Below are 21,435 nucleotides of genomic sequence, written 5' to 3'. Positions count from 1 at the left end.
TATGAAATGTAGTTGTAGTAACGTATAAGCCTGTGAAATATGGTACAATAAAGAATGGAATTTAATTTGCTACTATAGCAGTTTATATATGTTTTTGGGAGGATTTCATGGCAACAGAAAAAGATATGAATGAATTAAATGCACCATTACAATCTGATTATAAAGAGGTTGTTCGCGACATTGCAGAAGAATTATTAGCGCGTCTTAACATTGAAGAGGATGGCGCTATTATCGATATGTTTCAAACAGGCTCCTTAGATCCTTGGCAATTATTTGTGTTCTTCTCCGCATTAGAACATGCACTTATGGAGTTTAGAACGGACAAACGCAAGAAAACCGTTATCGTTCATGCTCAACCGGAGGCCCTCGTTGGTACAGGCCCTGTTGTAACACCTGTATCCACAATGCTTGAGCATATTTTAATGTCTCGCGTAAATGATATGAGCGAAGGTCGTTTGGAAACAGGTTTGCTTACCGTGTCTGGTGAAAGCATCGATTACGAAGGGGTTAATCTTAAGGGACGCCATGTAGTTATCATTTGTGATATCCACGATAATGAATCTCCTTATTTGGCAGAATGCATTAAATTGTGTAAAGAAATGAAAGCTAGTCACGTTGTGGCCGTGCCTCTCATGTTGTGGAATCCAGATCTTATTGACAATTTGACAGAGGAAAGTATCAAGGCGGAATTGTCCCATGAAAATCGTCCTCTCTCCTAGTAAGACAAAAACAATTTCCCATACTGCAGCAGTAATCCGTGACAGTCAATTTCAGCCTCATATTACTCAAGAGATTGTAAATCATGTACAATCTCTCGATGTGGCATCACTTGGCAAGGCCTTGAAATTAAAGGATGATAAGGCACAAGCGCTCTTTGATTTTTATCAAGATTTTGAGTTTCATCCAGTAGGTGTCGCTTGTGAAAGTTACGATGGGATCGCTTTTAAATATTTAGACTGGGCAGGACTATCTGATGAGGCTAAAGCCTTTGGTGAGAAGCATCTCGTTATCATGTCTGCGTTATACGGCGTTGTAGAGCCTACGATGGGCGTACGTGACTATCGATTAGATATGGTCGATAAGATAGGGATTAATTTATATGAAATCTGGCGTGAAGTGGTGGATGCATACTTTCACAAGGAGGATTGGATCCTAAATCTAGCGTCTAAAGAATATGCAAAAATGGTGAATCATCCAAAGGTGGTAACCGTTGAATTTTGGGAATTACGAGGCGATACATATAAACAGATGAGTACGTCCTCCAAAATGAGTCGTGGTATGATGGCGCATGCATGTTTAACGAACCAAGTGAAGCATGTGCGAGATTTACCACGCGAAATTAATGGATTTATCTGCGTTACTGATATTGAATCTATTACCATACCAAGCGAATCGATGACGATTCGTTATGAAAGGAAGTGATGATTTGCAAGTGCAAGATATTCTCACAAAAGACCTCGTCGGCGATGAATGGCTGACAGAGGATGAGCTAAGATTTCTCATGTCTGTAACTGATGAAGAACAGTTGCAGCTAATATATAAAAAAGCGTACGAAGTGAAGGCAAAATATGTACAGCCTGTAGCGTATTATCGCGGCCTCATCGAATTCTCGAACCGATGCATTAAAAACTGTAATTACTGCGGTATTCGCCGCGAAAATGATAAGACGGAACGCTTTGATATGAATCGTGAAGATATCATCAAGATGGCACAGTGGGCCTATGACCATGAATATGGTTCTATTACGCTTCAATCTGGAGAACGTTGTGATGATGTATTTGTCGATTATGTAGTCGATCTTATCCGCGACATCAAAGCTATCGGCGATGGTTCCCTTGGTATTACGATGTGCGTAGGGGAGCAAAGTGAAGAGGCGTACCGCCGCATGCGTGAGGCGGGTGCTAGCCGTTACCTATTGCGCATTGAAACGACGAATAAAGAGTTATATCACAAAATTCATCCTCGCGATGAACTACATTCCTTTGAAACTCGAGTTGAATGTCTACGCCGTTTGCGTCGTGTAGGATTTCAAGTGGGTACAGGCGTTATGATTGGTCTGCCTGGGCAAACCGAGGAAGACCTTGTGAACGATATCTTGTTCTACCGTGATATGGATATCGATATGATTGGCATGGGCCCCTATGTGGTGCATCATGATACGCCATTAGGCCAAGAGGCGTTAGCAATGGGCATTGATGATGAGGCTGGTAAATTGCGCCGTATTCAACTAGGGCTCAAGATGATTGCCTTAACCCGTCTATTCTTGAAAGACGTAAATATTGCAGCTACTACAGCGTTACAAGCATTAGATCCACTAGGTCGTGAAAAGGGGCTCGCTGCAGGTGCCAATATTTTGATGCCTATCATTACAATCCCAGAACATCGTGCCAAATATTTGTTATATGATAATAAACCATGTGTGGATGATAATGCAGATAAATGTAAAGATTGCTTGACGCGTCGCGTTATGTCCATTGGTGATACTGTTGGATGGAAGAAAAATGGGGATTCTAAGCATTACGGTAAGAGAACTGGGTCATTTTAAACACATTGATATAGATTATTGATTAAATTGTTTATAATTGTTATATTTATGTAGAAATATAAATAAAACCTAGATATAATAAGAACATAGTTTATTTTGTTTTATTATATGAGGTGATTTTATGGAAACAAAATGGTATTCTGACTTTTGGAATCTATTGACTCAACCATTCAAGGGTGGTATCGATCAAGTCGTACAGTATGGTACATTGAAAAAGGGCTTCTTAGGGACAGCGCTCTTATGGGCGATTCCTTACATTTTACTAGGTTTGTTTGGGGCCTTGTTGTTCCCATTGCTTCCTAGAAACGAATTTTCTGCTATGGGCATGCTCCTTGGGGCTGGCGTAGGCTTCTTCTTTATTCTAGCCTATATTGCTAGTATCATTTGGTCCTTTGTCATGGTGGCTGTTGGGTCCTATGTATTTAACTGGGTGGCTGTAAAAATGGGCGGTACTGACGATGTACAGTCTGTTATGAAGGTCCAATGGTATCTACAAGGTTATGAAGTATTATTATGTACTTGTGTGTATACAATTGTTTTTATTCTCATGGCTATCTTCGGTGGCCTATTTGGTAGCTCTACATTATCCAAGCTTATTTCTAATTTAGGCTCTTTAGTAATTTTTGTCTTATCCGTGTGGGTAGGCCTTGAATTGATGGCAAGACAAACTACGTTGACTAAGATGCAAGTATTCATTGCCGGTATCGTAACATTTGTTATCTTCGTCATTATTTCGCTTATTTTCATGGCTCTTTTTGGTGGCTGTGCAGCCTTGGTAGGCCGATAATTTCATTATTATAAAAAATCCTCTTTTTTCGATAAATATTTTTTCGGAAAAAGAGGATTTTTATAGTATTACGTCGAAATCATATATCAAGAACTCAAAGTTTCACATAAGGAGGCGATTCCGATGAAAGAATATAGTAGTGATCAGATTCGTAATGTAGCTGTGGTGTCCCACGATGGGGCGGGGAAAACGGCTTTAGTAGAATCCTTGTTATTAACCTCTGGTGCTGTTGATTTTGTTGGCCGTGGTCAAGATAATAAACATATTATGGACTTTGAGCCAGAAGAGATTAAACGGAATGTAACGATTCAATTGGGGATGGCCCCTTGTGAATGGCATGACCATAAGGTTAACTTTATTGATACACCGGGTTACAATGAATTCCATGGCGAAGTTCGTGCCGCATTGCGTGCTTGTGATGGCATGTTAATGGTATTATCTGCAACGACTGGCGTTGAAACAGATACGGTGCGCGCGTGGGATTATGCTGTTGAATTACAAATGCCACGTATGGCATTTATCAATAAAATGGACGTTGATGGTGCTGATTTCTTCGGTACTATTGAACGTATGCGTGAACTATTTGGCAAGGCAATTATGCCACTCCAAATTCCAATTGGCGAAGGTGCCAATTTTGAAGGCGTTATAGACGTAGCCAAAATGACTGCGTTTACTTACAAAGACGGCCAACCAACAGAGATTGCTGTACCGGCTCATCTTATCGAAAAGGCCCAAGAAATACGGGAAATGACCGTAGAGGCCGCGGCTGAAGGTAGCGATGAATTGTTGGAAAAATATTTAGAAGGTGAAGAACTTTCATTGGAAGAAATTCGCCAAGGTCTACGCGAAGGGATGATTACAGGCCGTGTGTGTCCAATCATGTGTGGCAGCGCCACATCCCGTATTGGCTTAGATCAAGTATTAGACAGAATGATTCGGTATATGCCAGATGCAGCAAAAAAAGTGATGACTGCTGAATCAGCAGACATTGGTGAACCAGTTGTAGTGCATGTGGATAAACCCCTAACCGCATTCGTGTTTAAAACCTTGCTTGACCCATTCGCAGGCAAACAAAGCTTTGTACGCATCTTCTCTGGTGAACTCAAAGAAGGTGATAAGCTGTTCAACGTTAATCAAGGAACTGAGGAAAAATGGAATAAGATGGTTACCCTTATCGGGAAGCAACAAATTCCAGTGACTGCCGCAAAAGCTGGCGATATCGTAGTGATACCGAAATTAGCTAATGCAAAAACAGGCGATACCTTAACAGCTCCTGATTTTAAGGTGAAGTACGATGCAATTCGTTTCCCTCAACCTTTATATACCGTAGCTATGGAAGCTGTGAAAAAAGGTGAAGAGGAAAAATTAGCTAGCGCTGTGTTAAAAGTAGCCGAAGAAGATCCAACTTGTGTAGTTGTGAAAAATCCGGAAGCTCGCCAATTGCAAATTGACTGCATGGGCGAAGTGCACTTAGAACATATCCTTAACAAGATGGACCGTAAATACGGCGTACAAGCGAAACTTGTAACACCATATATTCCATACCGTGAAACAATTAAAGGATCTGCAGAAACAGAATCGAAATATAAAAAACAAAGTGGCGGTCATGGTCAGTATGGACATGTTAAAATTCAAGTTGATCCATTATATGATGGTCAAGAATTTGCCTTTGTAGACAAGATTTTTGGTGGTGCTGTACCAAGACAATATATACCAGCAGTGGAAAAGGGTGCCAAAGAAACCCTAGATAAAGGCTTAATTGCGGGATATCCTATGATTGGCGTGCAAGTGACACTCTTGGATGGATCTTACCACAGTGTAGACTCCTCAGAGTTAGCATTTAAAGTAGCTACGTCACAGGCTATCAAGGATGTAATTCCAAAGGCGAAACCAGTCCTATTAGAACCAATCTATGAAGTTAACGTGTTTGCACCAGATGCTTTCATGGGTGACATCATGGGCGATTTAAATAGTCGTCGAGGTCGCGTATTAGGCATGGAACAAAGTGAAAGAACTGGTATATCTGTTGTTAAAGCGCAAGTACCATTGGCAGAAATGTCAGATTATGTTACTGTTTTGCGCTCTATGACACAAGGACAAGGCGTATTTAATCGTCAGTTCTATAGTTATGAAGAGGTTCCTCATAAGCAAGCCGATGAGATTATCGCTGCTTTTAAGGAAAAAGAGTAATATAAAATTGTCCACGTAGTTAATTCTAATATGAATTAACATGTAAGTAACAACTACATATACAATTTCATAGACAACTTCATATGTATAACAGTCTTGACGTAAGTCATAAAACTGAATAGTATTTTACGGACCCTCCATATATGTAGCGTATGGAGGGTTTGTGTTTATATAATCCTATGTGGAAGCTAAGCTTTTTATGTGCTACGATAGAGGTATAAAGATCGTATTACTATTGTATTTTAGTATAGTATGTCTATGCAGTATGGTTCCTATAGAAAGGATATAGTTATGTTTTTCTCCAGTATACATGCAGATTATACAAAAATGGGCTATCCCGCAGCCATCATTCGAGCCCTTGATTTCTTAAAAAACACTGATTTACAAGCATTGCCAGGAGGTCGTCATGCTATCGAAGGTGATATGATGTATGCCAATGTGGATGATGTGGAAACAAAATTGTTTGAAACTACAAAACCAGAATCTCATAAAAATTATATAGATATACAGTTTATGGTAAAGGGTGAAGAGAATATGGGCTTTTTTGTAGATCGTGGTCGTGTAAAACCGATTGAATCTTATCCTGAACGAGATTGCTATTTCTATCCTAATGAATCTGTCGATGAAGGACACATCCACTGTCCAGAAGGGTATTATACGGTATTTTTCCCATCGGATATTCATCGTCCTCTTTTAGCCGTTGACGATAAGCCTATAAAAATTCGTAAGGTTGTTGTAAAGGTGCATGTGTCTCTATTAGGTGAGTAACATGATGAAACGATATGAAATTATCGGTATTATATTAACATTATTAGGCGCCACCTTATGGGGCGTGTCAGGCACATCTGTCCAATTCGTAGGTAATTTCCGCAATATGAACCTAGAATGGCTCTTGACGATGCGTCTTATTACGGCCGGCCTTTTAACCGTTTTATATGGGTGGATTCGTCAAGGCAATGCTATTTTTAATGTATTCCGTAATTGGCGAGATACATTAGGCCTCATAATATTCGGCGTATTTGGTATGGCCCTGTGCCAATACACGTATTTCCGCTCCATCGTCATCGCCGGTGCGGGCATTGCGACGGTATTGCAGTATTTGGCGCCATCTATGATTATCATCTATTTGCTGGTGCGCTATGGAAAACGGCCATCCACAGGAGAAATCATTTCAGTTATCCTTGCTTTAGCCGGCACTATTTGTTTGATGGGAAATAATGGTTTTTCTTTTGAAAGCTTTCGTAGTGACGTGTTGTTCTGGGGCTTATTATCTGCCGTGGGCGTAGCCGTATATAGTGTTTCACCAGTGCGATTATTAGCTACCTATGGGACAATTCCTATTGTAGGCTTTGGTATGCTCCTTAGTGGTCTCGTGGCAGCGGTCCTTTTCCAGCAACCTCATTCGTATGCGACGTGGGATGTATGGACTGTGGTAGGCTGTTTTAATGTAGTCTTTCTTGGCACCATCGTGTCTTTTAATGCGTACCTTGAAGGGGTTAAACGTATTGGTGCTGTCTCAGGATCTATTTTGTCATCGATTGAGCCGATTTCGGCAGCTTTCTTTGGATGGGCTTTGTTAGGTAATCAATTTAATTGGGTTGGTATCTTAGGGATGGCCATGATTATTGCTACAGTTATCATCATTGCCTTAGAGAAACGAGGTCAATCATCTTAATGATAAACTCTTTGTAATAGTAATCAATCCTTATGCGGAGGTTGTATGGAAGAAAAACAGTGGATAGGCATGGGCCTTGCCATTATGGGGGCACTATTTTGGGGGCTTTCAGGTACATCGGTGCAATTCCTCGAAAATGCAAAGCATTTAAATGTAGAGTGGCTGTTAGAAGTGCGGTTACTTGTAGCAGGTTTATTAACAATTCTACTCACCTATATGAAGGATGGGATACGCATTTTTGATATATTTAAAAATCCAAAAGACTTTGGTAAACTCCTCATATTCGGTTTATTGGGCATTGCGTTGGCACAGTACTCGTACTTTAAAGCTATCGCTATTTCGGGTGTAGGTGTGGCTACTGTTCTTCAATATGTGGCGCCGACGTTGCTCATTATTTATTTATTCTTACGATATTTTAAAAAGCCATCCTTACCAGAATTATACTGTGTAGCCCTCGCTATGATTGGTACGGTGTGTATTATCATGCAAAAGGGGCTAAATCTATCTGCATTTAATGGGGTTGCTTTGTTTTGGGGCCTCATTTCTGCGGCGAGTATTTGTGTTTACACATTGGAACCTGTTGAACTCTTAAAAAAATACAGTACATCATCCATCGTTGGCTTTGGGATGTTTATATCTGGCATTTTGGCGTGTATCGTATTCCGTCAAGTGGCATCAGAAGCTATTTGGGATGGTATGACTTGGGGTGGATTGTTTACGATTATCATACTCGGTACAGTTGTATCCTTTAATGCTTATATCGAAGGTGTGCGCCGTATCGGTGCCGTACAAGGATCGATTCTTTCATCCTTAGAACCAATCTCGGCCGCATTATTTGGATGGGCCCTTTTAGGCAATGAATTCACTTTAGTGGGTATCTTTGGTATGATTTGTATCATCGCCACAGTGTTCATCATTGCTTGGGATAGACAACGACAAATCAAACGAGAAGTGTTAGAGAAATTGAATAAGAAAGAGATAATGTAGACATAGAAAAACACATATGCTCGATAGTTAATTATCGTGACATATGTGTTTTATTGTTATTGCTATAATATATTATATTTTTTCTAATATTAATTCAAATAAATTCTCTAGTTTTTGTAAGTCTCCATATACCGTACCGTCCATGTAGGTATTATATATGATGTCATTATCGGCAACACGGATTTGTGCTCGATATCCTTTTGATATGGCAAGTGCTCGAATTACTTCGCGTTGTGTTCGACCATTCCCTTCTCTGAAGGGGTGAAAGAAGTTTAGCGAATCTAAAATTTTAGCCAGTGAGCGAATAATACATTCTTTTGTGTTGGCCTTTTGATGATATGTATTGAGCAAATCATTTAGATATTCCTCGGCAGAGTTAAATGATTGAATCGACATAAAAGGATTTCCACTTTTAGAGATATTAACTCTTCTGTATTGACCGGCCCAAGAATAAACGTCTTGAAAAAGATATTTATGAATTTTTTGTATATCATCAGTGGAATACACTAAAATCGGCTGTATATATAAATCTGCAAGCCGTTTTGATACATGTAGATGTTCATTATTTTTGGCTGAATTAGAATCTAGAATATTTTGTTTGTTTATTAAAACCGTTGAGTTTTTATAGGTATAGAAATTATCTAAATCTATATATTGGTAACCCTCGTATTGGTTTTTAGCCAATTTGTAGTTCCTTTCTTCTATTTACAACGTAGTTTTTTAATTCTAGAACAGATTCAGTAGTAGGTATAAAGTCCTCAATCATAGATGAACCTATGGCATACCAAACTGCATCAAAGTCTTCAAAGTTGTCAAATTGTACATCTAAAATAGTGAGTTTTTCTTTGCTTACATTTAACGTCATAGGTACCTCCTTTATTACTACTATTATATCATAGTTAGTCTTTTAATTTTATATACATACCTCACTTGGTTGACTATTTAGATATCTATTCCTATAGTAAAATGTATAGGAACAGATAGTAAGCTATATGATGGTATTTAGTATATGAGGCTACATATGATACAAAAAGAACGTTTACAAAAAGATTTTGCTGCTATGGCACAGTTGACTGGACTTGGAGAAGGCGTTAATCGCCTTGCTTTCACCGATGCAGATTGGGAAGGGCGTCAATATATTATAGATTGTATGATTGATGCGGGCCTTGATGTAGAGATAGATGGATTTGGTAATGTTATCGGTTATAAGATTGGTACAAATCCTGATTTACCAGTTGTAATGGTTGGATCACATACAGATAGTGTGCCCAATGGTGGTAATTATGATGGTGTAGTTGGCGTTTTATCAGCCATTGAAGCAGTGCGTAGCATGATAGACGATGGTTTTGAACATGAACACACTATTGCTGTAGTAGATTTTATGTGTGAAGAGTCTAGTCGATTTGGAGCTGCCACATTGGGGAGCAAGGCTATGCGGGGCAAATTGACATTAAATGATTTACACCGATTAGTCGATACACAAGGCATATCCTTATACGATTCGTTGAAAGAGCGTAAATTACATCCCGATGCTATTGAAAGTATGGCATATAATCGGCCTGTAAAAGCTTTTATAGAAATGCATATTGAACAAGGTAAAGTATTGGAACATGAACAGAAACAGATTGGTATTGTATCTGGCATTGCCGCACCTGAACGATTCTATGTGACCATTCGTGGTAATGCAGATCATAGTGGTGCGACGCCGATGAATTTGCGCCATGATGCATTGTGTGGGGCCTCAAAAATCATTCTCGGTATTGAAGAGGTAACATCGATGCAAGAGGAACCACCTGTGGTAGGCACTGTTGGTATTGCCGAAGTTGTGCCTGGTGCTATGAATGTGATTCCTGGAGCTGTAAAACTAGGTGTAGACATTCGAAGTATTTCAAAGGTAGCTCGAGATTCTGTAGTATTTCTTATTAAAGAATTAATCGATGTTATTGCAGAAAAAAGAGGTCTATCTTATACTATTGAGCCTATTTCAAAGGACCATCCAGTATCTATGCATCCGCTTATGGTTAAGGAGATTGAAAGAGCCGTTACATCTCTACAGTTAGAATATATGATTATGCCTAGCGGAGCTGGCCATGATGCGATGCATTGGGCTGAGGTGGCACCTACAGGGATGATATTTATTCCTTGCCGTGATGGAATTAGTCATAATTCAGCAGAGTTTGCTGCTATGGATGATATAGTAGCTGGTGCAGAAGTATTAGAAAATGTGATAAAGAATATAAGTCTAGTTGGCAATGCCTTAGATTAATATAAAAACCTTCAACAATGATGATCGTCGATGTAGTTATAACATCTATTCTCATATGTTGAAGGTTTTGTTATATGAATTATTTTAGTTTAAAGGCAATCCATAGGGCACTGAGGATGAATAATCCACCACTTACCCAGAATAGTGTAGTGAAACCTAGTAGAGCCATAAGACTAGAGCCGCCGATGGCACCAAGGAAATATCCAAAGAACAAACAAGATTGATTGTAGGAGAAAACCTGTCCTGTAAATTCTCTAGGTGTTTTGGAGGATAGATATGTATTCAATGCAGGAAGCATACCGCCTAAACCAAAGCCTTGTAGGAATCTAATGAGTGCTAGTTGGTAAACGTCTGTAACATACGCTTGAGGAATATTGAATAAACCTACATAGATAAGCGATACTACGAGTACCTTACGTGGTCCTACCTTATCGACGAGTTTTCCAAGAGGTGAACTACTCATCAATTGGGCAATCCCCATAGCAGAGAACACAGCGCCTGCAATAAATGCTAAATTCTCGGTGTTGCTCGGTACAATGCCCTTAATATATACGGAGATAACAGGTTGTAAGGACATGATGCAGATAGCATAGATAAAGGAGGCCACACATAGTGCTACGATACTACTAAATTCAGGAATTTGTTCCTTTAATTTACTAATAGAAAGTTTTTCTATATTAGGCTTTGGTACATAGTTTTCATGGATGAATGCTGTGGCTAATACACCAGCTAAGCCCATGAGGATGCCGACGATGATAAAATCATTGCGAATACCTACAGTATCTGCAATGTATCCGCCTAATAACGGTCCAATGAGCGATCCTGCTAGATTGGCCGATGCCAATAGACCTAAAGCCCAGCCAGTCCGTTCAATTGGTGATTCTGAGGCAATTAATGTAATGCTTGCCGAGTAAAAACCACTGACTAAACCTTGGATTAATCGAATTAAAACAACCCCTTCTGGCGTTGTTTGAAAGGCGATTAATACATTACAGAGAGCCATACCAAAGCTAGAACGAATTAATGTAATTTTGCGCCCTTTTCTATCTGCAAGACGGCCCCAAAATGGTGCAGCCAAGCAAACAATAAGAAATGTAATCCCTGTAGCTAAGCCAGACCATAAGGACATCCCTTCTGGTGTGTTGACACCTAGATCATGAAAATAGAGCGGGAGAATTGGACCTAATTGGCTAACCCCAAAGGATGTACAGAATACACAGACTAAACTGATGTATACCGTTCGTTTCCACGTTTCCATAAAAACTCCTAAATCGATAAATGAATACTAGTATGTAATTTATAGTATAACGTGATATAGGTTGTTATGCATTATAAATATTAGAAAAATAATATATAATTAGATATAATTGTAATACAAGTAATACGAATTAAAGAGAGTGGATAGAATTAATTTAATACTATGATTTTGGAGGTGAGCATATGGCAACGATTTCATTACGTATTAGTTCAGATGAAGAAAAACTATTACAAACCTATTTAGCTGCACATAACTTAAATATTTCATCGTTCATTAGACAAGTCGTGTTTGATAAAATTGAAGATGACTTAGCACTAGATGAAAAGCGTATTTTGAGGGCTCGTAATCGGATTAATAAAGAAAAACACTACTCCCATGAGGAAGTTTGGAAAGAACTGGGGGTATAGAACATGTACGAGGTTATATTTACTGATTCGGCATTAAAAGAATTGAAGAAGTTAGATAAACCGGTAGTACGAGTTATAAAAAACTGGGTTGTTAAGAACCTTGTTGATTGTGTTGATCCGAGAATGCATGGAAAACCCTTAAAAGGCAATCTTAAAGGTGTTTGGCGCTATCGTGTAGGGGATTATCGGCTCTTTGCAGATATTCAAGATGATAAACTTGTTATCTTTTTATTTGAAGTAGCACATAGGAAAGAAATCTACAAATAAGTTTAGAAATTATAATGTTAGTTGAGATTTTTCTTGACTTTCATTCTATAGAAACATTATAATCAGATTATAATTTTATACTCGCCTGAAAGAAACCGATGAGGTGGAGATAAAAATAGGAAATGCACTCACAGAGAGCGGGATTAGCTGAGAACCCGTAGTACGCAGCTTATTAAATGGACCACCGAGGGCGCATGGAACAGAATGAATTTTCATTCCTAGTATGGTGCGACGTCACACGAGCGTTAGTCGTGAGGGATATGTTAGTATCCTGCGAAAGGGGAATGCGCTGCATTCAAACAAGGTGGTACCGCGATTTATAGCACATACAATCATATTGTAATAATAGAACTATAGACTCGTCCTTGACGTTACATTGTCATGGGCGAGTTTTTTTATTGGCAAATGCCAGATGGAGGTTCTCATGATTTTTCCTAGTCTTGACCGTGTGAAAGCTATCGCACCGGGCTACGATATCGTGCCTGTATATATGGAAATTTTATCCGACGTACGCACACCGATTAGTGTGTTGAAAGCGTTAAAACAAGTGAGTAGTCATACGTACTTGCTTGAAAGTGCGGATAATAGTAATCATTGGGGCCGTTACTCCTTCTTAGGCTACGATCCTAAGATTGAGCTCTTTTGCAAAAACCATAAAATGACTATCAAAGACGGTACAACGCGTACTTTTGAATGCTCTGACCCAGCTGCAGAGATTCGCAATATTTTGAGCCAATATAAAAGCCCTCGCTTAGAAGAGCTACCAACCTTTACAGGCGGCTTTGTAGGGTACTTTGCTTGCGAATACATTCGCTACATCGAGTCAACATTGGATTTCCCAACACCAGACGATGACTCCGCCATGGTAAACGATGTAGACCTTATGCTCTTTGATAAGGTAATCGCCTTTGACCATTATAAAAATAAAATCTACTTAATTGCTAACATCAGCACAAATGATTTAGAACGTAACTACAATAAGGCTGAGCTTGAACTTAAAGCATTAGCTGATCTCGTAGTAAACGGGAAAGAGGCAGATGTTCCAAAAGGTATTCTTAAAACAGAGTTTACCTCTGAATTTACAAAGGATGAGTTTGAAGCAGTTGTTAAAAAGACACAGCATTACATCAAAGAAGGGGATATCTTCCAATGTGTTGTATCTAATCGCCGTGAAGCTGAGTTCGATGGCAGCTTGTTAAATGCGTACCGCGTATTGCGTACGTTGAACCCATCTCCATATATGTTCTACCTATCTGGTGGCGATGTAGAGCTTACAGGTGCTTCTCCAGAAACATTGGTAAAATTGACGGATGGTAAAATGTACACCTTCCCAATTGCAGGTACTATGCGCCGCGGTAAAACCGAAGCAGAGGACCTCGCTATTGAGGAAAAACTCATTAATGACGAAAAAGAGTTGGCTGAACATAACATGCTCGTTGACCTTGGCCGTAACGACTTAGGTAAAATTGCTAAATTCGGTTCCGTACAAGTAGAGGCGTTACACATGTTGCAACGTTTCTCCCACGTAATTCACATTACATCTACTGTAAGCGGTGATATTCAAGACGGTAAAGATGCTCTCGATGCCATCGGTGCTACATTGCCAGCAGGTACTTTGTCCGGAGCTCCTAAAATTCGTGCTATCGAGATTTTACACGAACTTGAAAAAAGCCCGCGCGGTGTATATGGCGGCGCTGTAGGTTATATCGACTTCTCCGGTAACATGGACGTATGTATCGGTATCCGCATGGCTATGAATAAAGGCGGTAAGGTCTATGTTCGCGCCGGCGCAGGTATCGTTCGCGATAGTGTTCCTGCTAGTGAATATAACGAAACCTTGATCAAAGGCCAATCCATGATTTCCGCAATTACAGATGCACAGGAGGTAGAATAATGGTACTCCTTATAGATAATTACGATAGTTTTTCCTTTAATTTATACCAATTAGTAGGCTCTATCGATCCAGACATTAAAGTCATCCGCAGTGATGAATTAACAGTTGAAGAAATCCGCGCGTTGAAACCAGACTATGTGATACTTTCACCAGGACCTGGTAGACCAGCTGATGCGGGTGTATACGAAGACCTATTACGCGAATGCAAAGGCGAATTCCCAATCCTCGGCGTATGCCTTGGTCACCAAGCCATCGGCGAAGTATTCGGCGGCACCGTTTCCTACGCAAAAAAAGTTATGCACGGCAAACAAAGCGTAGCTAAACAAGTACACCCATCCAAAATCCTTAAAGGCGTACCTGAACAATTTGAAGTAGCACGCTACCACTCCTTGGCGATCATTGACGAAACCATGCCAAGCGAACTCATCGTTACATCCATTACAGACGACGGTGAAGTAATGAGCGTAGAACACAAAGACTACCCAATCTACGGTGTGCAATTCCATCCGGAATCCATCATGACACCAAATGGGGAACAAATGATTCGCAATTTCTTATCTAAGTAGTACCAGGACCGGTATTGTCTTATATACATTTGTAGTCGAGATGGAGGCCCTAAAGCCTCCACCGGCCAGATCTGTCCCTGCGGGACAGGGCCAAAGTCGTTTTAGGACCACCATCTCGACTTCATCTTTATTTAAATCCAAATCCGGTCCTATGACCACTTTTAATAAAAATTGCGAATCATTTGTTTCCTTAAACGCAAAAAGAAAGAAAACGGCATCGCCGTTTTCCTTCCCAGCGCCGCAGAAACAATTTTAAATATTTAATTGTTGTTCATTTTGATGGCAGTGTAAGCAGGTAGTAGGGCATATAGAGGACTAAATGTCGTAGTGTTATTGTGGATTCACAGGGTTCTAGTCCCGACTTTGGCCCTGCGAAGGCCGCAGGCCGAAGTCAGACCCGGCCGGTGGAGGGAATAGGTCCCTGTGAATCCACAAGCGATATGAATGAGAGTCTATGCCCTATTACCGTTGAACAGAAGCAAAATGAACAACAAGTAAGGAGTTATAAATGATCCAAGAAGCATTATATAAAGTAACCCATGGTCAAGATTTATCCTACGACCTTGCAAAAGATACAATGAACAAAATTATGAGTGGAGACGTAGCCGAAGTCCCTATGGCTGGTTTCTTGTGTGCTCTAGCAGCAAAAGGCCCTACTGTAGATGAGGTTACAGCTTTTGCTGAGGTTATGCGTGAAAAGGCTGGTTCTGTTCCGCACGAGCAAACAGTAGTTGAAATTGTTGGTACTGGTGGCGATGAAGCGAATACATTCAACATTTCTACTACATCTGGCTTTATCATTTCTGCAGCAGGTATTCCTGTAGCGAAACATGGCAACCGCAGTGTATCTAGTAAATGTGGTGCTGCTGATTTAATCGAAGCATTAGGCGCTAAATTAGAGCTTAATGGTGAACAAAACGAGGCAGTTCTCAACAAAGCCAATATGTGCTTCATGTTTGCTCCTGTATACCACCAAGCTATGAAATATGCAGGACCTGTACGTAAAGCGTTAGGCGTTCGGACTGTATTCAACATCCTTGGACCATTGGCGAACCCAGCAGGCGCTACGGTTGAGTTGATGGGCGTTTACGATAAATCTTTGGTAGAACCATTGGCTCATGTATTGGCTAACCTTGGTGTGAAACGCGGTGCTGTGGTACACGGCTTCGATGGCCTTGATGAAATTACGGCTACCAACAAAACGTACGTATGCGAAATTAATAATGGTACTTTCACAAGCTACGAATTCGATCCTAAGGACTATGGTTTCGAATACGCTGATAAAACTGAGCTTGAAGGTGGCGATGCTACGGTAAATGCTGAGATTACTCGCTGCGTTCTCAGTGGTGAGCAAGGCGGTAAACGCACCGCAGTTCTTCTTAACGCAGGCATGGCGATTTATCTTGCAAAAGAGGGCCTTACATTGGCAGAGGGCATTGAAGAGGCAAAACATATGATCGATTCTGGCAAGGCTTTTGCTACAATGGAACAATTTGTGAAAGCAACACAAGAGGTATAACCATTGATTTTAGATACAATTGTAGAGGCTACCAAAATTCGGGTAGCCCAAGAAAAACAGGTGGAATCACCTGAGGCTGTAAAAGCAGCGGCGTTGGCGTTACCCTCTGATACAGGATTTCCTTTTGAAGCAGCCCTTCGTCAGCAAGACTTTAACTTCATTTGCGAAGTAAAGAAGGCATCTCCATCTAAGGGCATTATCGCTGAGCACTTTCCCTATTTAGACATCGCCAAAGAATATGAAATGGCTGGTGCTGCGGCTATCTCTGTTTTGACGGAGCCAGACTTCTTTAAAGGCGATAAAAAATATTTGCAAGAAATTGCAAGCACTGTCAAAATCTCTGTGCTTCGTAAGGACTTCATCATCGATGAATACCAAATCTATCAAGCGAAGGTGTGGGGCGCTAGTGCAATTCTATTAATTTGTGCATGCCTCGATGTGCCTACATTGACTAAGTTCCGTGAGTTAGCCGATTCCTTAGGCTTATCTTCTTTAGTAGAGGCTCATGACGAACAGGAAGTACAAATGGCTATCGATTGTGGGGCACGCATTATTGGCGTTAATAACCGCAATTTGAAAGACTTCACCGTAGATGTACAAAATAGTGTGCGTTTGCGTAATCTCGTTCAAGATGATGTGATCTTCGTATCTGAAAGTGGTCTTGAAACACCAGAGGATATCCAAGTATTGCGGGATAACAATATCGGTGTAGCCTTGATGGGGGAAACCTTTATGCGTTCTCCTAACAAGGTGGAAAAATTGGCCTACCTTTATGGCCCAACCTATTACACACCAAAGGTTAAGATGTGTGGTATCTCCAAGGTTGAAACAATTCCTGCTGTAGTGGAGGCAAAGCCAGATTATATGGGATTGGTATTTGCACCGAGCAAACGACAAGTTACTGTTGACCAAGCTAAAATATTAGTTGAAGAACTACACAGAGGATATGCCAAAAAATATGGCTCAGATACAGAACATGATAAGAATGATACAATAAAAACTGTCGGTGTTTTTGTAAATGAAACAGTAGACAACCTCGTTACCATTGCTAATGAAGCCAATCTAGATGCTGTGCAATTGCATGGCGATGAAGATGAGACTTTCATCCAATCCTTAAAAGAACGTACTAATGTAGAGGTTTGGAAAGCGATTCAAATCCGCACTGCTGCAGATACAGAAAAATGGATTGATAGCAGTGCAGATATGCTTCTCTTTGATGCATATCATAAAGATGAGAGGGGCGGTACAGGAGAAGTATTCGACTGGTCCTCTTTAGATGCCTTTGAACGTCCATTCATGCTAGCTGGAGGTATCGACAGTACGAATGTGGCGCGTGCGATTCGCACTGTTCGCCCATATGGTATTGATATTAGCAGTGGCATTGAAACAAATGGTGTGAAGGATGATGAGAAGATTACAGCTTTCATCAAGATTGTGAAGAGTATAGGAAGGTAAGTTATATGAGTGAAGAAAGACATGGTTATTTTGGCGCCTTTGGTGGTCAATTTATGCCAGAAACATTGATGAATGCAGTCATCGAATTGGAAGAGGCGTACAACAAGTACAAAGATGATCCAGAGTTCGTGCGCGAACTTGAGGATTTACATAAAAAATATACAGGTCGTCCATCCCTTTTGTATTATGCAGATCGCATGACAAAGGACCTCGGCGGTGCCAAAATTTATTTGAAACGTGAAGATTTGAACCATACTGGTTCTCACAAATTGAACAATGTAATTGGCCAGATGCTATTGGCAAAACGGATGGGTAAAACACGCGTTATTGCTGAAACTGGGGCTGGTCAACATGGTGTAGCAACAGCTACGGTAGCTGCGTTGATGGGCATGGAATGTGAAGTATTTATGGGCGCTGAAGACTGTGAACGCCAAGCGCTCAATGTATATCGCATGGAATTGTTGGGTGCAAAGGTACATCCTGTAACAACAGGTACTAGCACATTGAAAGATGCTGTATCCGAAGCTATGCGCGAATGGACAAATCGTATGTCCGATACACACTATGTGTTGGGCTCCGTTATGGGGGCTCATCCATTCCCTATGATTGTTCGCGATTTCCAATCCATCATCAGCCGTGAAGCGCGTGAACAAATTCTCGAAGCGGAAGGGAAATTGCCAACAGCTGTTATGGCCTGTGTTGGTGGCGGCTCCAATGCGATGGGGATGTTCTATAACTTCATTCCTGATGAAGGTGTACGCCTCATTGGTTGTGAAGCAGCTGGCCATGGCGTAGATACAGATATGAATGCTGCTACGATGGCAAATGGTACAGTAGGTATTTTCCATGGCATGAAATCCTACTTCTGCCAAGATGAAGATGGTCAAATTGCGCCAGTATATTCCATCTCTGCAGGCCTTGATTATCCTGGCATTGGACCTGAACATGCGTACTTGCGCGACAGTGGCCGTGCTGAATACGTACCTGTTACAGATGATGAAGCAGTAGATGCGTTTGAATATCTATCCCGCTTAGAAGGAATTATTCCTGCTATTGAAAGTGCTCATGCGGTGGCACATGCACGTAAAATTGCTCCTACCATGAGTAAGGACGATATCATTATTATTTGTTTATCTGGTCGTGGCGATAAGGACGTTGCGGCTATGGCGAAATACAGAGGGGTGGATCTTCATGAGTAAAATTAAAGACGCTTTCACAAAGGGCAAGGCATTCATCCCATTTATTAGTGCTGGTGACCATGGTATTGAAAATACGGAACGGTATATTCGCATCATGGTGAAAGCTGGCGCTGATATGGTGGAAATTGGTATTCCGTTCTCGGACCCGACAGCGGAAGGCCCAGTTATCCAAGAGGCAAGCACGCGTGCATTGTCTACAGGTGTAAAAATTCACGATATCTTCGATATGGTACACCGTTTGCGTACTGGTGATGATGCGGTGACAGTGCCACTCGTATTCATGACCTATTTGAATCCTATCTATGTATTCGGTCGTGAAAAATTCTTTACCCTCTGCGAAGAGGTGGGTATCTCTGGCGTTATTGTGCCGGATATGCCGTTTGAAGAAAAAGGTGAACTTGGAACAATTGCTCATAAACATGGTGTTGAAGTAGTATCCTTGATTGCCCCAACATCTGAAAATCGCATCGAAATGATCGCAAAAGAAGCGGAAGGTTTCGTGTATTGTGTATCGTCCTTGGGCGTTACCGGTATGCGTAGCGAAATCAAGACGGATATTAAATCCATCGTTGAAACCATTCGTAAATACACAGATATTCCTGTAGCCGTTGGCTTCGGTATTTCCAAACCTGAACAAGCAGAAGCTATGGCGCGTGTATCCGATGGTGCTATCGTAGGATCTGCTATTGTAAAAATCGTGGCAGAACATGGCAATAATGCAGACCAAGCATTATTTGATTATGTACAGTCTATGAAGCAAGCCGTTTTAAAGGCTGGTGCATAATATAGTTGCCCTGTCGTTTGAGAAAAAGGATGTTTAATGATACGACAATTAGTAATTGATACAATAAAAGATAATATTATAGATCGGTATTGTGATTTTTCTGGCACCATTTCTCGGGGCGCATTTTGGCGATTTATGCTTGTTGAACATTTGATTGTTGGTGTTTGCTTCGCCGTGCTAGGTTTACTGTCCCTGTATAGTGCCCTATTTATATATACAATAGGCATAGTTTTTGCGCTGTGGTTTATTTCGATTATGGCCCTTACATTGCCTAATTTGGGTGCTATGGTACGTCGCTTACATGATACAAATAATAGCGAATGGCTATTGCTATTAGGGTTTATTCCCTATATAGGCATTCTAATCGTTATCGTATTATTGCTGCGAGGTACAAAGAAACATCCTATTATTGAAAGCTCAGTTGAATCCTTTGAAGAAATAGATTTATTTAGCGATAACGCGGTGGATAATCCACAAAACCTAGGTATATTAAGCAATGCATCTCATACATCATATGGGAAAATAAGTATTATTGCTGCTGTTTTTCTTACTATTGTTAGTTGGGGGATTGGGATATATAGTTTTTCCTCTGCTGCAGATAAGGAAATCGATGCGTATTTACAGATGCAACCTGGTGCGTTTATGATTATGGCACAGAAGACCTTAGGTAGTAGTACAGCTGTTGAATCTGCTAAACAGGTTGTAATAAATTATTATACATATCTTAATAAGGAACAATATCAAGAGGCATATCGTTTATTGGCTCATCGAGAACGTGAAAAATATGGCACCTATGATCAATGGGTTAAATCTGTTAAAGCTACTCATAATCGTCAAATGTCTTCGCTCCGTTTACAAGCTGTGTTGCGAGATGATGACGATGTAGATCATATTTCCTTTGAGCTGACTTTCACAGATAAAGCCTATCCTAATCAAATGTTCGTCAAGATGATATATGAGCATGATACGTGGCGTATTGAGTCGATTGTGCCGTACGATCAAAAATATGAAGAGCGATAAGGAGGGCCTATGAATCAGAATATGATATATGATGTAAGTTATATGGATGCCCTTAAACGTGGATTCAAGCAATATGTTACCTTTTCTGGTCGTGCTAGCCGCAGTGAGTTTTGGCGTTTTATGGTGTGCCGAGAAATTATTTTAGACGGGCTAGCTTGTTTCGGTCTTATCGTAGATATGGTGCTCGGCAATACATCGGCTGCTAGTGATTATGCAATGGTGCTGCTCGTCATATTACAGCTCGTATTTTTTCTACCTAGTCTTGCTATTACCTGTCGTCGATTGCATGATGTTGGAAAGAGCGGATTAACATTTCTTTTAGTATTTATTCCTATTGTTGGTATCTTTGTGCTCTTATCTAATCTTGTGAAAAAAGGTGACGTATCCATGAATGTGTATGGGGGAAAAACAGGGTATACCTGTGTTACACCTGTTATGGAGCAACAGTTAGGCCTAGAGCATACGCCTACTGTAAGAGAAGATATTTTGATGGGTGCGGTGGCTATTATTTTATACGTTTGGATTTTTACCCAGCAGTTTGTTGAAAGTGCATGGGTATCCTTTAATGCTAGAGGCATGTTCTAGTCAAACCTCGTTTTACCATTTGGTAAGACGA

The 21,435-nt window shown here is 40.5% G+C and carries 22 protein-coding genes; 19 read left to right on the top strand and 3 right to left on the bottom strand.

The genetic code is table 11. The annotated features are described in order from the left end of the window. Positions 1–107: 107 nt before the first annotated feature. From O3598_RS05020 to O3598_RS04985, 8 genes are all read left to right on the top strand, one after another. Positions 108–719, top strand: coding sequence for a hypothetical protein (locus tag O3598_RS05020; protein WP_005375495.1), 612 nt, complete (start codon positions 108–110; stop codon positions 717–719). After that, entirely contained in the window at positions 697–1,422 is a 726-nt protein-coding gene (locus O3598_RS05015) for a YaaA family protein (protein ID WP_316602362.1), read from the top strand. The genes O3598_RS05020 and O3598_RS05015 overlap by 23 nt, the downstream gene beginning before the upstream one ends. Next, positions 1,409–2,545 carry a [FeFe] hydrogenase H-cluster radical SAM maturase HydE gene (gene hydE / locus O3598_RS05010; protein WP_016476061.1) on the top strand — a complete coding sequence of 379 codons (1,137 nt, stop codon included), beginning with the start codon at positions 1,409–1,411 and terminating at the stop codon, positions 2,543–2,545. The genes O3598_RS05015 and hydE overlap by 14 nt, the downstream gene beginning before the upstream one ends. 121 nt (positions 2,546–2,666) lie before the next feature. Beyond that, on the top strand, positions 2,667–3,332 hold the full coding sequence (locus O3598_RS05005; protein ID WP_016476060.1) for a hypothetical protein: 666 nt from the start codon (positions 2,667–2,669) through the stop codon (positions 3,330–3,332). Between the two features lie 123 nt (positions 3,333–3,455). Continuing rightward, entirely contained in the window at positions 3,456–5,522 is a 2,067-nt protein-coding gene (gene fusA / locus O3598_RS05000) for an elongation factor G (RefSeq protein WP_156930929.1), read from the top strand. A 291-nt stretch (positions 5,523–5,813) separates the two neighbouring features. After that, positions 5,814–6,290 carry a NanQ anomerase/TabA/YiaL family protein gene (locus tag O3598_RS04995; protein WP_105083444.1) on the top strand — a complete coding sequence of 159 codons (477 nt, stop codon included), beginning with the start codon at positions 5,814–5,816 and terminating at the stop codon, positions 6,288–6,290. A gap of 1 nt (position 6,291) precedes the next feature. Beyond that, positions 6,292–7,197, top strand: a complete 906-nt coding sequence (locus O3598_RS04990; RefSeq protein ID WP_156930930.1) for a DMT family transporter — start codon at positions 6,292–6,294, stop codon at positions 7,195–7,197. A gap of 45 nt (positions 7,198–7,242) precedes the next feature. Further along, entirely contained in the window at positions 7,243–8,184 is a 942-nt protein-coding gene (locus O3598_RS04985; RefSeq protein WP_156930931.1) for a DMT family transporter, read from the top strand. Positions 8,185–8,256: 72 nt separating this feature from the next. On the opposite strand, the gene O3598_RS04980 is transcribed toward O3598_RS04985, so the two are convergent. Then, on the bottom strand, positions 8,257–8,868 hold the full coding sequence (locus O3598_RS04980; protein ID WP_156930932.1) for a Fic/DOC family protein: 612 nt from the start codon (positions 8,866–8,868) through the stop codon (positions 8,257–8,259). After that, positions 8,861–9,049, bottom strand: coding sequence for a hypothetical protein (locus O3598_RS04975; RefSeq protein ID WP_005381626.1), 189 nt, complete (start codon positions 9,047–9,049; stop codon positions 8,861–8,863). The genes O3598_RS04980 and O3598_RS04975 overlap by 8 nt, the downstream gene beginning before the upstream one ends. Before the next feature lie 156 nt (positions 9,050–9,205). Here O3598_RS04975 and O3598_RS04970 point away from each other — a divergent pair, with 156 nt between their 5' ends. Continuing rightward, positions 9,206–10,450, top strand: coding sequence for a M20 family metallo-hydrolase (locus O3598_RS04970; protein WP_156930933.1), 1,245 nt, complete (start codon positions 9,206–9,208; stop codon positions 10,448–10,450). A 79-nt stretch (positions 10,451–10,529) separates the two neighbouring features. Here the strand turns inward: O3598_RS04970 and O3598_RS04965 are convergent, their stop codons facing one another. After that, the gene (locus O3598_RS04965; protein ID WP_156930934.1) at positions 10,530–11,708 is read right to left on the bottom strand and encodes an MFS transporter; all 1,179 of its coding nucleotides are present in this window, start codon (positions 11,706–11,708) and stop codon (positions 10,530–10,532) included. Positions 11,709–11,890: 182 nt separating this feature from the next. On the opposite strand from O3598_RS04965, the gene relB reads away from it, so the two are divergent. The 10 genes from relB (at position 11,891) to O3598_RS04915 (ending at position 21,404) form a co-directional block, all read left to right on the top strand. After that, positions 11,891–12,115: a type II toxin-antitoxin system RelB family antitoxin gene (relB, locus tag O3598_RS04960; protein WP_005375493.1), complete on the top strand. Its 225-nt coding sequence runs from the start codon at positions 11,891–11,893 to the stop codon at positions 12,113–12,115. A 3-nt stretch (positions 12,116–12,118) separates the two neighbouring features. Continuing rightward, complete coding sequence (locus O3598_RS04955) at positions 12,119–12,382, top strand: type II toxin-antitoxin system RelE family toxin (protein WP_059361407.1); 264 nt, start codon at positions 12,119–12,121, stop codon at positions 12,380–12,382. A gap of 424 nt (positions 12,383–12,806) precedes the next feature. Continuing rightward, positions 12,807–14,276: an anthranilate synthase component I family protein gene (locus tag O3598_RS04950; protein WP_156930935.1), complete on the top strand. Its 1,470-nt coding sequence runs from the start codon at positions 12,807–12,809 to the stop codon at positions 14,274–14,276. Beyond that, positions 14,276–14,842, top strand: a complete 567-nt coding sequence (locus O3598_RS04945; RefSeq protein WP_005375507.1) for an anthranilate synthase component II — start codon at positions 14,276–14,278, stop codon at positions 14,840–14,842. Before O3598_RS04950 ends, O3598_RS04945 begins: the two co-directional genes overlap by 1 nt. 508 nt (positions 14,843–15,350) lie before the next feature. Further along, complete coding sequence (trpD, locus tag O3598_RS04940) at positions 15,351–16,361, top strand: anthranilate phosphoribosyltransferase (protein WP_156930936.1); 1,011 nt, start codon at positions 15,351–15,353, stop codon at positions 16,359–16,361. Between the two features lie 3 nt (positions 16,362–16,364). Next, positions 16,365–17,816: a bifunctional indole-3-glycerol-phosphate synthase TrpC/phosphoribosylanthranilate isomerase TrpF gene (gene trpCF, locus O3598_RS04935; RefSeq protein ID WP_371452021.1), complete on the top strand. Its 1,452-nt coding sequence runs from the start codon at positions 16,365–16,367 to the stop codon at positions 17,814–17,816. Between the two features lie 5 nt (positions 17,817–17,821). Beyond that, positions 17,822–19,015 (top strand): tryptophan synthase subunit beta, encoded by a 1,194-nt coding sequence (gene trpB, locus O3598_RS04930; protein WP_009661830.1) that lies wholly within the window; start codon positions 17,822–17,824, stop codon positions 19,013–19,015. Further along, complete coding sequence (gene trpA, locus O3598_RS04925; protein ID WP_371452019.1) at positions 19,008–19,799, top strand: tryptophan synthase subunit alpha; 792 nt, start codon at positions 19,008–19,010, stop codon at positions 19,797–19,799. Before trpB ends, trpA begins: the two co-directional genes overlap by 8 nt. Before the next feature lie 36 nt (positions 19,800–19,835). Beyond that, positions 19,836–20,819, top strand: coding sequence for a DUF805 domain-containing protein (locus tag O3598_RS04920; RefSeq protein ID WP_287500656.1), 984 nt, complete (start codon positions 19,836–19,838; stop codon positions 20,817–20,819). 9 nt (positions 20,820–20,828) lie between these two features. Continuing rightward, complete coding sequence (locus O3598_RS04915; RefSeq protein ID WP_009661731.1) at positions 20,829–21,404, top strand: DUF805 domain-containing protein; 576 nt, start codon at positions 20,829–20,831, stop codon at positions 21,402–21,404. Positions 21,405–21,435 lie beyond the last annotated feature (31 nt).

Origin of the sequence: Veillonella atypica (genome assembly GCF_041431435.1) — a bacterium.
Classification (GTDB): domain Bacteria; phylum Bacillota; class Negativicutes; order Veillonellales; family Veillonellaceae; genus Veillonella; species Veillonella atypica.
The sequence above is the reverse complement of the archived record's forward strand: the minus strand, read 5'-3'. Positions and strand labels throughout refer to the sequence as shown.